This is a genomic window from Allobosea sp. LjRoot90 (assembly GCF_964254315.1).
Taxonomy (GTDB): Bacteria; Pseudomonadota; Alphaproteobacteria; order Rhizobiales; family Beijerinckiaceae; genus Allobosea.
In genome coordinates, this window is the sequence record NZ_CAXUTF020000002.1 from 623925 (window position 1) to 638729 (window position 14805).

Annotated in this window: 12 protein-coding genes; 9 read left to right on the forward strand and 3 right to left on the reverse strand. The window is 66.1% G+C overall.

All coding sequences use genetic code 11. The features are described from left to right. Positions 1–6: 6 nt before the first annotated feature. A complete protein-coding gene (locus ACSQ3M_RS09695; RefSeq protein ID WP_436149848.1) occupies positions 7–1719 on the forward strand; it encodes a cytochrome c biogenesis protein DipZ in 1713 nt (570 codons plus the stop codon). A 36-nt stretch (positions 1720–1755) separates the two neighbouring features. Then, positions 1756–2391: a maleylacetoacetate isomerase gene (gene maiA, locus ACSQ3M_RS09700; protein ID WP_436149849.1), complete on the forward strand. Its 636-nt coding sequence runs from the start codon at positions 1756–1758 to the stop codon at positions 2389–2391. A 6-nt stretch (positions 2392–2397) separates the two neighbouring features. Here maiA and ACSQ3M_RS09705 read toward each other — a convergent pair whose 3' ends face one another. Then, positions 2398–3381, reverse strand: a complete 984-nt coding sequence (locus tag ACSQ3M_RS09705) for a helix-turn-helix domain-containing protein (protein WP_436149850.1) — start codon at positions 3379–3381, stop codon at positions 2398–2400. Positions 3382–3650: 269 nt separating this feature from the next. On the opposite strand from ACSQ3M_RS09705, the gene ACSQ3M_RS09710 reads away from it, so the two are divergent. From ACSQ3M_RS09710 to ACSQ3M_RS09720, 3 genes are read left to right on the forward strand one after another with little or no spacing between them, the layout of a single operon-like run. Next, a complete protein-coding gene (locus ACSQ3M_RS09710; RefSeq protein ID WP_436149851.1) occupies positions 3651–5876 on the forward strand; it encodes a TonB-dependent receptor in 2226 nt (741 codons plus the stop codon). A 2-nt stretch (positions 5877–5878) separates the two neighbouring features. Further along, on the forward strand, positions 5879–6250 hold the full coding sequence (locus ACSQ3M_RS09715) for a hypothetical protein (RefSeq protein ID WP_436149852.1): 372 nt from the start codon (positions 5879–5881) through the stop codon (positions 6248–6250). After that, the gene (locus ACSQ3M_RS09720; protein ID WP_436149853.1) at positions 6247–7497 is read left to right on the forward strand and encodes an MFS transporter; all 1251 of its coding nucleotides are present in this window, start codon (positions 6247–6249) and stop codon (positions 7495–7497) included. Before ACSQ3M_RS09715 ends, ACSQ3M_RS09720 begins: the two co-directional genes overlap by 4 nt. A 12-nt stretch (positions 7498–7509) precedes the next feature. Here the strand turns inward: ACSQ3M_RS09720 and ACSQ3M_RS09725 are convergent, their stop codons facing one another. Then, positions 7510–8514 carry a hypothetical protein gene (locus ACSQ3M_RS09725; RefSeq protein WP_436149854.1) on the reverse strand — a complete coding sequence of 335 codons (1005 nt, stop codon included), beginning with the start codon at positions 8512–8514 and terminating at the stop codon, positions 7510–7512. A 122-nt stretch (positions 8515–8636) separates the two neighbouring features. Here ACSQ3M_RS09725 and ACSQ3M_RS09730 point away from each other — a divergent pair, with 122 nt between their 5' ends. The 3 genes from ACSQ3M_RS09730 (at position 8637) to ACSQ3M_RS09740 (ending at position 12643) form a co-directional block, all read left to right on the forward strand. After that, complete coding sequence (locus ACSQ3M_RS09730; RefSeq protein ID WP_436149855.1) at positions 8637–10871, forward strand: DNA/RNA non-specific endonuclease; 2235 nt, start codon at positions 8637–8639, stop codon at positions 10869–10871. A 112-nt stretch (positions 10872–10983) separates the two neighbouring features. Next, positions 10984–11541, forward strand: a complete 558-nt coding sequence (locus tag ACSQ3M_RS09735) for a LemA family protein (RefSeq protein ID WP_126113829.1) — start codon at positions 10984–10986, stop codon at positions 11539–11541. A 34-nt stretch (positions 11542–11575) separates the two neighbouring features. Next, entirely contained in the window at positions 11576–12643 is a 1068-nt protein-coding gene (locus ACSQ3M_RS09740) for a M48 family metallopeptidase (RefSeq protein WP_436149856.1), read from the forward strand. Here ACSQ3M_RS09740 and ACSQ3M_RS09745 read toward each other — a convergent pair. Continuing rightward, on the reverse strand, positions 12640–13248 hold the full coding sequence (locus ACSQ3M_RS09745; RefSeq protein ID WP_436149857.1) for a 2-hydroxychromene-2-carboxylate isomerase: 609 nt from the start codon (positions 13246–13248) through the stop codon (positions 12640–12642). The genes ACSQ3M_RS09740 and ACSQ3M_RS09745 overlap by 4 nt on opposite strands. Before the next feature lie 256 nt (positions 13249–13504). Here ACSQ3M_RS09745 and ACSQ3M_RS09750 point away from each other — a divergent pair, with 256 nt between their 5' ends. Further along, positions 13505–14737, forward strand: coding sequence for an argininosuccinate synthase (locus tag ACSQ3M_RS09750; protein WP_436149858.1), 1233 nt, complete (start codon positions 13505–13507; stop codon positions 14735–14737). The last annotated feature ends 68 nt before the right edge of the window (positions 14738–14805 follow it).

Sequence of the window (14805 nt, forward strand, 5' to 3'; positions counted from 1 at the left end):
GCTTCCATGACCTTCGTTCTGGCCTATCTCGCAGGCGTCCTGACCATCGCCAGCCCCTGCATCCTGCCGGTCCTACCCTTCGTCCTGACGCGCGCCGGCCAGCCTTTCCGCAGCAGCACCTTGCCGATGCTGCTCGGCATGGCGCTGGCTTTCGCCGCCGTGGCAAGCCTCGCAGCAGTGGCCGGCGGCTGGGCGATCGCCCTCAATCAACATGGCCGCAGCATCGCCCTCGCTCTAGTCGCCCTGTTTGGGCTCGCGCTGCTGTTTCCGAACCTCTCCGCGCGCCTCGCCGCGCCGTTGACCGCTCTCGGCGAAAGGCTGACGCGCATCGCGGGCGCGGATGGCGGCACCGATCTGCGGCCCGCGTCCTCCGCCCTGCTCGGCGTCGCCACCGGCCTGCTCTGGACGCCCTGCGCCGGCCCGGTACTCGGCCTGATCCTGGCGGGAGCCGCTCTCGGCGGGCCGAGCCTCAGCACCGCGCTCCTGCTCTTCGCCTATGCCGCCGGCGCGGCGACGGCGCTGGCCGCCGTCTTGCTCTTGGGCAACCGGCTGCTGGCGCGGGCCCGGCGGCCCGCCGCCCTGTTCGAGCCGCTGCGCCGCGGCCTTGGCCTTGCGGTGGTCGCGAGCAGCGTCGCGATCGCGCTCGGCTTCGACACCAGCGTCCTCACCCGCCTGTCGGCACCCGCCACGGCTGCGATCGAACAGCGCCTCCTCGATATCGCGATGCCAACAGCTCCCGGCCTCGTCACGAGCGCGCAGGCACAGCCGGTGTCCAAGCCGCTGTTCGGCGCGAAGCAATGGCTCGACCGCGAGCCGCTCAGCGCCGAGAGCGTGCGCGGCAAGGTCGTGCTGGTGAATTTCTGGACCTATTCCTGCATCAACTGCCTGCGCACGCTGCCTTACGTGCGGGCCTGGGCCGAGAAGTACCGGGATCGCGGCCTCGTCGTGGTCGGCGTGCATACGCCTGAGTTCGCCTTCGAGAAGGATCCGGCCAATGTGCGCAAGGCCGTCGCCGCGCTCGGCGTGACCTATCCGGTCGCGATCGACAACGACTATGCGGTCTGGCGCGCCTTCGGCAATCAGGCCTGGCCGGCACGCTATTTCATCGACGCGCAGGGCCGCACCCGCCATCACGAGTTCGGCGAGGGTGATTATGCCGCCTCCGAACGCATGATCCAGTCGCTGCTCGCCGAGGCCGGCGACAAGGTCGAGCCGGGCATCGCCAAGGTTTCGGCCGAAGGCGCGCAAGGGGCGTCCGACTTCGCCAATCTGCGCTCGCCCGAGACCTATCTCGGCCATGCCCGCACCAATGGCTTCGCTTCGCCGGGCGGAATTCGGGCCGATGCGCCGGCCGCCTACGAGGCTGCCACCTCACCACGCCTCAACCAGTGGAGCCTTGCCGGCACCTGGGCCGTCGCCGGCGAGTTTGCGGCATTGCAGCAGCCTGGTGGCCGGATCAACCACCGCTTCCACGCCCGCGACCTGCATCTGGTGATGGGCCGTGCCCCCGGCAGCCCGCCCGTCCGCTTCCGCGTCACCATCGACGGGGCCGCGCCGGGCAGTGCGCATGGCTCCGATATCGACGCCGACGGCTACGGAACGATCAGCGACGAGCGGCTCTACCAGCTGATCCGTCAGGACGGCGCCGTGAAAGCGCGCGACTTCAGCATCGAGCTCCTCGACCCCGGCGTGCGCGCCTACGCCTTCACCTTCGGCTGAGCAGGCCGCCAATCAAGAAGAGAATGGGAGGACAGCATGAAGCTCTATCTCAACAAAGTCTCGTCCGCGACCGCACGGGTGCGCATCGCGCTCGCCCTGAAGGGTCTCAAAGTGGAGGAAGAACGCGTCACCATCTTCGGCGATGACGCCACCAGCCGAACGCCGGAGTATCGCGCACTCAACCCGCAGGGACTGGTGCCGGCACTGCTCACTGACGGTGGCTGGCTGATCACGCAGTCATTGGCAATCATCGACTATCTCGACCAGATCGCTCCGGAGCCGCCGCTGCTGCCTGCGGAGCCGGAGCACCGGGCTTTCGCGCGCTCGATCGCGCTCGCCATCGCCGCCGAGATCCATGCGCTGCTGCCGCCGCGCGTCGGCGCCCGCCTCAGGAGTCTTCCCGGCGTCGGAGCCGAGGAGGTCACGAGCTGGAACCGGCATTGGATCAGCGAGGGGCTCTCTGCTGTCGAGGCGCTGATCGCACGGCGGCGCACCGGCCGCTTCGTTGTCGGCGATCGGCCATCAATTGCCGATATCGTGCTGTTCCCGCAGGTGGTCGGCGCCACCCGCGTCGGGCTCGATGCAGTCCAATGGCCGAACATCGCCGAGATCGCCGGCCATTGCCGTGCCATTCCCGCCTTCGCCGAGAATGCGCCGGTCTCGCCCAAGTAGCGGGTGTCAGCCCGCCTTGACCTGCGAGGGCGAGCGGCCGAAGCGCTTGCGGAAGCTGCGGTTGAAATAGGAAAGGTCGCCGAAGCCGACCTCGAAGGCGACGCTGCTGATCGAGATCGCGTCGTCCTCGGCCGACATCAGCTTGAGCCAGGCGCGCTCGAGCCGGCGCTCCATCACATAGTCCGAGAAGGTGCGCCCCTCCGCGCCGAACGCCTTCTGGATGGCGCGCGGGGTCACGCCATAGAGCCCGGCGATCATGTCGATCGAGAGCTCGCGCCGCTCCAGCCTGGTCTCGATATCGGCCTTGATCGCGGCGAGCCGCCCGCCGCGCCGAGGGGTTGCGGTGGCCGGCGGCGCGCTGCGATCGGCCAGCATCACGCCGATCAGGTCGTGGACATGGCCGATCGCGAGATCGCGCAACGGCGCCGAATTGAGCGGGAAGAGGCCGCGCAGCAGCAGCGCGCCGTAATGCGCCAAAACCTGCAGGCCGCGATTGCCGCGCGGGATGGCCTGCATCAGTTCGTCGGGAGCAAGCTGCGTCAGAGGCGGCAGCCGTACGGGATCGAGCGCGATCAGGTCGATGCGGCCGAGCTCGACCAGAGTGAAGCGCGTCTCCTGCGCGAGATCGACGACTGCAGCATCGCGCGCCCGCAGCGAGACGCGGCGCCCCTCCTGCTCGATCACGCAGCGGCCATCGGAGGGGCGGACCAGAATGTAGCGCGCCTCCTGCCCGCCCCGGCGTGCCGGCCAGGTCCAGGGCGTCACCGGGGCAAAGCAGGACATCAGCCCGATATCGGGCCGCGTGGTCAGCACGCTGCGGGCGGCGAAAGGCAGGGCGGCATCGGCGCGGATATCGTCGCCACCGGGAACGTGGCCGAATATCCTGAGTGCCATCGTCCGGATCTCATCCGGGGCCGCCTCGCCCGAGACCAGCCAGAACGGCGCGAAGGTCTCGGCCTCGATTGCCGTGGCGCTCACAGACCGTGACATCGCTGCCACAGGCGCTTCGTCCCGCATTGGAGTTCGCTTTTGTCCCATAGCGCGTTCGCGCAAGTCCAAGATGATGTTTTAGATATAACTTTAAAGATCACAAGAACACAACGCAGAGCGATCCATTCGCCGCAGAGGTCAATGAATAAAACTAGTTTATTCTAGTTCTAAACTGAGATCGAAACGGCACCACAACTTCAGATCGAGTGAACGCGAGCGATACTCTCGCGCACAGACGCTGATCCGGACCGACGACGACAGGTGTCTTCATGAGCAAGCGCGCTTCCCTCGCCATCAGCCTGCCGGCTCTGCTTTGCGCCTCGGCGGCGATGGCGCAGTCGACGGCCTCGCCCGTGATCGATCTCGACACGATCACCGTCACGGCGGCCCGCACCGAGCGCAGCACGGCCGAGACGCCGCAATCGATCCAGGTGCTCGACCGGGCGCAGATCGAGGAGCAACTGAAGTTCAGCCCGAACGCCGCGGCCGCGCTCGGCAAGCTGGTGCCCGGCTATTCGATGGCGACACAGACCGTGTCGAGCGCTTCTGAGAACTACCGCGGCCGCGACCTGCTCGTGCTGATCGACGGCGTGCCGATGAACACGCCGCTGCGCGACGTCTCGCGCATCCTTTCGCTGATCGACCTCAACACGGTCGAGCGCATCGAGATGGTCGCAGGCGCCTCCAGCCTGTATGGCGCCGGCGCGACCGGTGGCACGGTCAACTTCATCACCAAGAAGGCGGCAGACGGCAAGCCGCGGGTGACGGTCAACACCGCCGTACGCGGCTTCACCCAGGCTCTCGGCCGCTCGCTGGCGCCGGAAGCCTCGGTCACGGTCTCCGGCAAGATCCCTGATGGATTCGATTACCTGATCTCCGGCAGCGCCCGCGGCGCCGGCCGCACCTATGACGGCGCCGGGCGCGAATTGCCTTCCGACGGTTTGCTCGGCCAGGGCGGCGGCGACCGCTACAAGGCCGGCAACCTGCTCGCCAAGCTCGGTTATGATTTCGACGCCAGCAAGCGCATCGAACTGCAGGGCTCGCTGATCGCCTTCGACCAGGATCCGAAATACCTGACCAACTACGCCGCGCCCTTCGCCCGGCCGGACCGGACCAAGCTCTACACCGGTGAGAACGTCATCGAGGACACCAAGTCGGTCTCGCTGCGCTACAGCGACAGCGACTTCGCCCTCGGCAAGCTCAGTCTGCTCGGCTACTACAACGACATCAAGAAGCGCTTCAATTTCTCGACCTTCTCCTACCCCTACAACTCGCAGGTCTACTACTCCTTCAACCCGGCTTCGCCGACGAGCCCGGACAACCAGACCACGCTCTATTCGCAGCGCGGCGGCGTGAACCTGACGATCGACACCCCGCTCGACCGGCTGCTGCCCGGCGCCAAGTTCACCTGGGGTGGCGACCTCAGCCATGAAAAGACCTGGCAGACCCTGACCAGCGGCCAGGACGTGTTCACACCGCTGAAGCAGACGACGAGTGCGGCCTTCGGCCAGCTGCAGATCCCGATCGGCGAACGCATCACCCTGCGCGGTGGGTTGCGCTACGAGTATTTCTCGCTGGCGGTCAGCGACTATGTCCGCCCGGCCGCCTTTGCGGCTGTGGCCGCCAACAACGCGCAGGGCTTCCAGAGCTTCGTGCTGCCGGCGCTCAACGTCACCGGTGGCAACTTCGACTACAAGGCCTGGACCGGCAATCTCGGCGCAACGGTCAAGCTCTCCGAGAGCAGCGAGATTTTCGGCGGCTTCTCGCAGGGCTTCGCGCTGCCGGATGTCGGCGCCTTCACCCGCCGCGCCGGCATCTCCACCGCCTTCGCCTGCCCGGTCGCCAACCCGAACTGCCTGCCGGCCAACCGGCGCAATGTCAGTTATGCCACGATCGCGCCGGAAGCGCAGATCGTGAACAATTACGAGCTCGGCATCCGCGGCGGCCACGGCATCTTCAAGGGCTCGCTGACCGGCTTCATCAGCACCTCGAACAAGGGCGTGACCTTCGATCAGGCGAGCAACACGATCTCGCAGCAGAAGGAGCGGATCTGGGGAGTCGAGGCGACCGGCGACGTCGCCGTCACCGAGCAGTTCACCCTTGGCACGGTGCTGGCCTATCGCGAGGGCCGCTACGACACCAATGGCGACCGCAAGCTCGACAGCGCCCTGCCGAACAACCGCATCGGCTCGCCCTATCGCGGCATGCTCTACGGCAGCTACCGCTTCACCAACGGCATGCAGCTGCGTGTCGAGGGCGAGGGCTTCTCCGATCGCGACGTCGCGACCGATCTGCGCGGCACGCGCAACAAGCTGAAAGGCGCCGCCACCATGAACGTCGCCTTCACTGCGCCGGTACTCGAAGGCGAGGCCTATGTCGCGGTCAACAACCTGTTCGACCGCAATTATCAGAACCCGACCGCGACCTCGGTGCGCAACCTCGCCAACTATGCCTGGGGCCGCACCGTTACCGTCGGCTTCCGCAAGACCTTCTGACGATGGTCAGCCTCGACAGCGACGCGGAAGGCATCGTGACGCTGCGCTTCGCGCCGCCCTATGCCGACAATGACGAGCGCGCCTATCTCGACGCGCTGGCCGAACTCGGCGAGCGCAAGGACCCCTTCCTGCTGCTCACCATCTTCGGTGGCGGCGGCAAGCTGTCCCAGGCCGGCGAGCGCGAACAGGCGCTCTGGTTCAAGCGGACACGGGCACAGTTCGGCGCGCTCTGCAGCGCCTGCGCCATCGTGCGCCCGGGCGCGACCGAAGCGATGGCCGATGTCTTCCGGAGGCTCTGGCCCTTCCCGATCAGCCTTGAAACCGACGAGGCGGCGGCCCGCGCCTTCCTGCTGAAGCACAGGAGAGCGGCATGAGCGCGAGCGAGGCGACCATCGGCGCTGCGCCAGCCAGCAACGCCGCGCGCTACCGGCTCTTTGCCGTGCTTGGCGGGCTCTATCTCGCGCAGGCGATCCCGTCCTATCTCTTCGTCGCGGCACTGCCGCCGATCATGCGCGAGGCCGGCGTTTCGCGCACAGCGATCGGCTCCATGAGCATCCTCCTGCTGCCGCTGGTGCTCAAATTCATCTGGGCTCCCTGGATCGACCGCATCCGGCCCTTTGCGCGAGCCCACCGGGCCGGCTGGGTCTTCATCACCCAGACCGGCACGATCCTGTGCATGCTCGCGCTGATCGCGGTCGGACCGCTCGATGTCGGCAAGATCATCGCGATCGGCTTTGTTGCCTCGCTCCTGATCTCGACCCAGGACATCGCCACCGACGGCTATGCGGCGAAATATCTGCCGGAGGCCGACCGCGCCATCGGCAACGCCATCCAGGGCGGCTCGATCGCGTTTGGCGTCGTGATCGGCGGCACGCTCGGCCTCGTCCTGCACCATTACGTCGGCTGGACCGGCATGCTCGTCACCATCGCCGCGATCTCGCTCCTGCCGCTCGTCGCGGCGGCAATGATGCGCGAGGGCGACCCGACGCCGGCCGAGGCGGCGAAGCGTCCCTCGATCCGCGCCTTCCTGCGCCGGCCGGAAGCACGCCAGATCCTCTGGATCGCACTGATCTACCGGGCGAGCGAGGGCCTGGTGAAGGCGATGGAGGGCTCCTACCTGGTCGATGCCGGCGTGCCGCTGAACCAGATCGGCTATCTCTCCGGGATATCGGCGACGACGGCCGGCCTCGCCGGCTCGGCGATCGCGGCCTGGCTGGTGAAGCGGCGGGGTATCGCCTTCGTGCTCGCTCTGCTCGGCGGCATGCGGACGCTGTGCTTCCTGCTCTTCGCCTGCCATGCGCTCGGGGCCGTCGTCGGCGCCTGGCCGCTGTTCGGTGCGGCCGGCTTCCAGACGCTGATCCGTTATATGGAAATCGTCGCGCTCTATTCGCTGTTCATGGCGGTGACGACCTCGGACCAGCCGGGCACGGACTTCACCATCCTCGCCTGCGCGCAGCTGCTGGTCTACCTCGCCGGCTCGATGCTCGCCGGGAAGCTCGCCGATACGCTGGGCTATGGCGCGCTGTTCTCGCTGGCGACGGCGATCTCGGCGGTGGCGGTCGTCGCCACAGTGAGGATGATCGCGAAGGCCGATACCATCAGGCCGGCGAAGGCCGCCTGACTGGTCTCGCAATCATACTCCGGCCTTGGCCAAGGTCGCACGGAAGACCTTTGCCACCTTCTTGAAGCCGGCGTCGGTCGGGTGGATCTCGTCCGCCCAGTCGGGCAGCTTCAGCGTGTTCCGGACATCGGCGACGTGGACAAAGGTCTTGCTGGAGTCGCCTGCGACGCGCAGCAGCATATCGTAGAGCGCATCGATCAGGATGCGGATGATGTCGCGCTGCAGGTCGACATCGACGATCTTCTTCGCCCTCATGGCGCTGCCGAGCCATTTGTCCTGCTTCGCCCAGGCGGGATCGCGCTTGTCGCCGTCGAAGCCGCCGGGAATCGCGTAATCATAGCCGTGGATGATGATCGGCAGCTTCGCGAAGTCGGCATCCTTGCGCACGGTGGCGACGACGGAGCGATAGGCCTGCTCGAGGAACTGCAGGACCTTGGAGAGGCGCGCCTGATCGATATGCCAGGCGGCGCCCTGCCCCTTCTTGTAGGGCTTCAGCAGCGTCGCCAGCACCGGATTGCCCAGCTCGTCCTCTCCGATCACGTCATTACCGGCGGCGGAGAACAGGAAGGCCCGGACCTTGCGCTCTTTCATGCGCAGCAGGCCCTTCATGTATTCTGCATCGCCATAGACCATGTTCTGGGCGGTATCGCCGGCGGCATCCAGGCTCCAGATCAGATGGTCGGTGCCGAGCTGGTCGATGACATCTGCGAGCAGGAAGGGAAACTGGAACCAGCTATCGCCCTCCGAAACAAGCACCGGCAACTTCTCCGTCTTGATCCTTTGCCGGAAGGCCTGCTCGCGCCGCCAGCGGGCGACGCCATTGGCCCAGTTCATCGCGCTTTCGACCTCGAAGCGCTCCTCGGGGCCAAGCTCGACGGCAGCCGGATTGGGCTTGATGGCGGGGTCGAAGGGGCCGCTATCGGCCGGCACCGCCTTGAGATAGCGGGCGATCTCGCGATCCGGGACGGCCGGGTCCATCAGCTTGGCCCGGAATTCCTCGTAAGAGATCTTCGCCATGCCAGCCTCCATTCCTTTGCGTCACACATATATCATTGATTGCAGTTACTGCCAGATCAGAAGAATAGTTGTGGACGCACGACCTGGAACAGGCGTGCCTCTTTCGTGGGAGGTGATGCCCGATGCTGTCTCATGAAGAGCAGGTGCTCGCGCAGGAAGCGGCCGCGCGCTGGCGCAAGCGCGCAGCGACACGCAATCGCCAGGTCGGCGCGGCCGACAGAGGCGAGTACACCAAGGCGGACACGGTCAACCGGCTGAAACGCCGGATGGAGCGGCTTCAGGCGCTCGTCGCGGCGCGCATGCACCGGGGCGGCGCGACCGACGAGGGCGCGCAGGAGGCGATCTCGGTGCCGGCACTGACCGCTGGCGACGTCACCGACGAGGCGATGGAGCGCGTGATCGGCGAGACACGCGACTTCCTGTCGATCGAGTATTTCGAACGCGGCCTGCAGGCGGCCGCCTGCGTCGGCCGGATCATGACCAATGGAGCGGTGAACGGCACCGGCTTTCTGGTCGCTCCCGATGTGCTCATCACCAACTGGCACGTGCTCAAGACCCCGGCGATGGCCGAAGACAGCTATTTCGAGCTCGACTACGAAGCAAATACCTTCGGCCCGCCGAAAGTGGCCCAGAGCTTCGACCTCGACCCTGCCGGCTTCTTCATGAACGACAAGCCGCATGACTTCGCCCTCTGCGCCGTCAAGAGCGTTTCGCAGAATGGCAAGGTGTTGGCCAACTATGGTCACGTCGCGCTGATTGCCGAAGAGGGCAAGATCACGATCGGAGAGCCAGTCAATATCATCCAGCACCCGAAGGGTCGCTTCAAGCAGATCGCAATCCGGAATTCGCGCCTGCTCGACCTGTTCGAAGGTGCCGCCGATACGCGCTTCTTCCACTACGATGCCGACACCGAGAAGGGCTCGTCGGGCTGCCCGGTCTTCAACGACCAATGGGAGGTCGTTGCCCTGCATCACCAGGCGGTGCCGAAGACCAATACCCGTGGCGAGCTGGTCGACGACAAGGGCGTCGTGCTGCGTGAGGACGAGGAGGATCGCATCGTCTGGATCGGCAATGAGGGAATCCGGACCTCCCGCCTCGTCAAGACCGTCGGGGAACTCGCAATCACCGACAGCAAGCAGGAGCAGCGGCGCAAGGATCTTCTGGCGCTCTGGTTGGCAGAGAGCGCGCCCGGAGCCGTGTCCGCGCCGACGGAATCGGCTCGTCCGGGCCCTCCCGCTCAGCTTCCTCCCGTCCCGCCCGAGAGGCCGCCCGCTCGACCTGGCACGCCTCAACGGGCCGAGAGCGCTCCCGTCCGGCGCGAGGTCGCGACGACGACCGCCTCGATCGTCCTTCCCTTGCGCATCGATATATCGATCGGCGGCCCGGCCGGCGACGGCACGGCTGCGATCGTCAGCGCGAGCGACCTCATGGAGTCGGCGCGGCCCGATCCCGGCGACCCGGATTACCGCCACCGGCCCGGCTATGTCCGTGACTTCCTCGGCTTCGAGGCGCCGTTGCCGCGGCTCGTCGATGCCCGGCATGGCCCCTTGCTTAAAGTCGGAGCAGATCCGAGCGGCGAGCTCAGATACCATCACTTCAGCGTGCTGATGAACGCACGGCGGCGGCTGGCCTATGTCGCGGCCGGCAACCTCGACGCCTCCGCGCCCTTCCAGCACAAGCGCGAAAAGGGCTCGGAGAACTGGTTCTTCGATCCACGCATTCAGCAACGACAACAGGCGGGCGGGGTCTATTACGCCTCCAACCCGCTCGACCGCGGCCACCTGGTCCGCCGCGATGACACGGCCTGGGGCATGGACGAGGCCGAGGCGAAGCTCGCCAATGACGACACCTTTCATTGGACGAACTGCTCTCCGCAGCACGAGATCTTCAATCAGTCGTCGCTTGCCAAGAGTCGCGGGCTGAAGCTGTGGGGGACTCTGGAAAATGCGGTCAGCGCGCTCGCGCCCAGCTACGGCTCCAGACTCTGCGTTTTCAACGGGCCGATCTTCGACGACAACGACAAGCCGTATGGGCAGGATTTCTTCATCCCGGCAGCGTTCTGGAAGGTGATCCTCGTCAAGGGCGATGGCGGCGAACCGCACGCCCTCGCCTTCATGCTGAGCCAGGCCGAGCAGCTGGGCACGCTGGTGACCGAAGGCTTCGCGCCCGAGGAGCTTGCGGACTTCGTGACAGCTCAGGTGCCGATCACGCGGCTGACGGCTTTGACGGGATTGGATTTCGGGGCCCTGGCGATATGGGACCCGCTGCGATCCGCCTCCGGACCGGCAGCTCCTGAATCGAATCTCGGCGCACGATCCGCCATCCTGCTCGAACATGAGGGGTCGATCAGGTTCTGATTGCCGGCCCAAAGCCCGCGATCAGCCTGGCCGGACGGCATTCGGCGCCTTCCCTACCGTCGCCCTTCATGCGAGGCTGCCGGCGAGATCGCCTGTGCCGGAGGAGAACACCATGGGTTGGGTCGTCCTTGGATTGATCGTCGTCGTCGTGGTCTGGCTGATCATGACCTATAATGGGCTGGTCGCGATGCGCCAGCGCGTCAACCAAGCCTTCGCCGACATCGACGTGCAGCTGAAGCAGCGCCACGACCTGATCCCGAACCTGGTCGAGACCGTGAAAGGCTATGCCAGCCACGAGAAGGAAACCTTCGACGCGGTGATCAAGGCGCGCAACCAGGCGCAGGCCGCATCCGGTCCGCACGACCAGGCGGCCGCCGAGCAGCAGCTGACCGGCGCGGTCGGCCGCCTGCTGGCGCTGGGCGAGGCCTATCCCGACCTGAAGGCGAGCGCGAACTTCCAGCAGCTCCAGCAGGACCTCGGCAACGTCGAGGACAAGCTCGCAGCGGCGCGGCGCTTCTTCAACAATGCGGTCAGCGAGTTCAACGCGGCGATCCAGGCCTTCCCGGCCGTATTCTTCGCGCCGCAGATGGGCTTTTCCCCGCGCGAATTCTTCGATGTCGGCGAAGAGACGCGGGCACAGATCGAAGTCGCGCCGACCGTGAAGTTCTGAGCGCCGCGAGCGGCGTCACAACGGAGCTGCGGCGATGCCGGGGGAAGCCTTCGGGCTCTACACCCATCAGCGCAACAACCGGACCCGGTCGATCGCCCTGATCATCGGGCTCTTCCTGATGGTCTATCTCACCGTCTGGGGCGTGATGCTGGTCGGCTACGGCTATGTCGGCGTGCCGCGCGGGCGTACGGTGTTGAACTTCGTCGGCCAGCGCTTCTGGGCCTGGTTGCCCTTCATCACGCTCGGCACGGCCGCCTGGGTCCTCATCGGCTTTCGGGTCAATGTCGCGCTGATCGAGGCCGTCTCTGGCGCCGAAGGCGTGACGCGGGAGGCGCAGCCCAAGCTCTACCGGATGCTGGAGAACCTTTGCATCTCGCGCGGCATGGTGACGCCGAAGCTCGCCATCATCCAGAGCGACGCGCTCAACGCCTTCGCCAGCGGCGTCAACGACAAGCAGTTCACGGTGACGCTGACCACAGGTTTGATCGAGCAGCTCAACGACGCCGAGATCGAGGCGGTGATCGCCCATGAGCTGACCCATATCCGCAATGGCGACGTCCGCCTGATGGTGATCGCCGTGGTCATCGCCGGCATCATCTCCTTCGTCGGCGAAGTCGTCTTCCGCAATCTCGGGCGGGTTCGCATCTCCTCCGATGGCGACAAGAAGGGCAGCGGTTTCGCGATCATCCTCGGCTTTGCGGTGATCGCCGTCGCCTGGTTGCTCGCCGTGCTGATCCGGTTGTCGCTGTCGCGGGCACGCGAATACCTCGCCGATGCCGGGGCGGTCGAACTGACCAAGAATCCCGATGCGATGATCTCGGCCCTGCTGAAGATCTCCGGCCGCGCCGACATCGACAACGTGCCGTCCGGCGTGATGGACATGTGCTTCGAGAACGATCCCGACGATTTCGCCGATCTGTTCTCGACCCACCCCTCTGTCACCAAGCGCGTGCAGGCGCTGGTGCAGACCGCCGGTGGGCGCCTGCCGCAGGCACCACCCGGTCCGCCGAAGATCAGCGAGCGCCAGACGCTGCCCGAGATCGCCGAGACCTCAGCCGCGCATGGGCCATGGTCGCGCCCGGCCCCCCCGGCTGGCGGTTAGCGCCCGTCCTTCGCCCAGGCGAGCGCTTCCTCGAGCCGGTCGTCGCCCCAGAACAGCTCGCCATCGCCGGTGACGAAGGTCGGCGCGCCGAAGATGCCGAGCGATTTGGCGAGCTCGATCTCGGCCTTGAGCCGGCCCTTGATTTCCTCGCTGCGCGAGGCGGCAAAGGCGGCGGACGGATCGGCGCCCGCCTCACGAAGGGCTGCGCTCAGCACGGCCTCCTCGGCAATGTTGCGGCCCTCGCAGAACTCGGAGCGGAACAGCGCCTTGGAGAAGGTCGGCAGCCAGCCGGCCTCGCGCCCCGTGAGCGCAAGCCGCGCCGCGACGAGGGAATTCTGCGGGAAGGTCTCGGGGCGCGTGATCGTCAACCCGCTGCGGGCGGCACGGCGCGCCACGTCGCGCCACATGTAGCGGCCCTTGTTGGGGTAGAGATTGAATGGCGAGTTGGTCCAGCCCTGGGCGGCGAAGATCGGGCCGAGCAGGAAAGGCCGCCAGCGCAGGCTGACGCCAGCCGCATCGGCCAGCTCTTCGATCCGCAAGGCACTCAGGCAGGAATAGGTCGATGCGAACTCGTACCAGAAATCCAGAACAGGACGATTCGGCATCAAACCTCCGCGCGGGAGCGGCTTAAAAAAACTGGATCGATTCTCCGCCCCCGCGAATCGACCCGCAAGCCAGAAGCCGCAAACGCGTTACCGACAGCGATCCATCAAACGACGACGCGTAATCGATCAGAAGGTTCCGATTGCGTCGCCCCAAACCCTGCGATAGTGCCCGGTTACGTCCGAAATGCGGCCGGCTAAGCCGCATTCTCACACTGTGCACGATCCTTCGTGCCGCCACTGCAGGAAGACTACGTCCATGGCAGACAAGCGCGTCAACAAAGTCGTGCTCGCCTATTCCGGCGGGCTCGACACCTCGATCATCCTGAAGTGGCTGCAGATCACCTATCAATGCGAGGTCGTGACCTTCACCGCCGACCTCGGCCAGGGCGAGGAGCTCGGCCCGGCCCGCGACAAGGCGCTGCTGCTCGGCATCAAGCCGGAGAACATCTTTATCGAGGACCTGCGCGAGGAATTCGTCCGCGACTACGTCTTCCCGATGTTCCGGGCCAATGCCGCCTATGAGGGCGTCTACCTGCTCGGAACCTCGATCGCCCGCCCGCTGATCGCCAAGAAGCTGATCGAGATCGCCGAGAAGGTCGGCGGCGATGCCGTCTCGCATGGCGCGACCGGCAAGGGCAACGACCAGGTCCGATTCGAATTGACCGCCTATGCGCTGAAGCCCGACGTCGTGGTGATTGCGCCCTGGCGCGAATGGGATTTGCGCTCGCGCGAGCAACTTCTCGCCTTCGCCGAGCAGCACCAGATCCCGATCGCCAAGGACAAGCGCGGCGAGGCGCCATTCTCGGTCGACGCCAACCTGCTGCACGCCTCTTCGGAGGGCAAGGTGCTGGAGGATCCGGCCCAGGAAGTGCCTGATTACGTCTATTCGCGCACGATCTCGCCGGAGGACGCTCCCGACAAGCCGACGGTGATCTCGATCGACTTCGAGAAGGGCGATGCGACCGCGATCGACGGCGTCAAGCTCTCGCCGGCGACGCTGCTGGCCAAGCTCAACGAACTCGGCCGCGACAACGGCATCGGCCGGCTCGACCTGGTCGAGAACCGCTTCGTCGGCATGAAGAGCCGCGGCATGTACGAGACGCCCGGCGGCACGATTCTCGCCGTCGCGCACCGTGCCATCGAGTCGATCACGCTCGACCGCGGCGCCGCCCATCTCAAGGACCAGATCATGCCGCAATATGCCGAGCTGATCTATAACGGCTTCTGGTTCTCGCCCGAGCGCGAGATGCTGCAGGCGCTGATCGACAAGAGCCAGGAGTTCGTCGCCGGCCAGGTGCGGCTCAAGCTCTACAAGGGCGGCGTCCACGTCATCGGCCGCTCCAGCCCCTATTCGCTCTATGATCAGGACCTCGTCACCTTCGAGGAAGGCGCGGTCGCCTACGACCATCGCGACGCCGCCGGCTTCATCAAGCTCAATGCACTGCGCCTGCGCACGCTCGGCCAGCGCAAGAAGAAGCTGGGGCTCTGAGGTTCGGCCCTTCGACGCCACGCCGTCATTCCGGGCTCAGGCCTTCGGCCAACCCCGGAATGACGCGG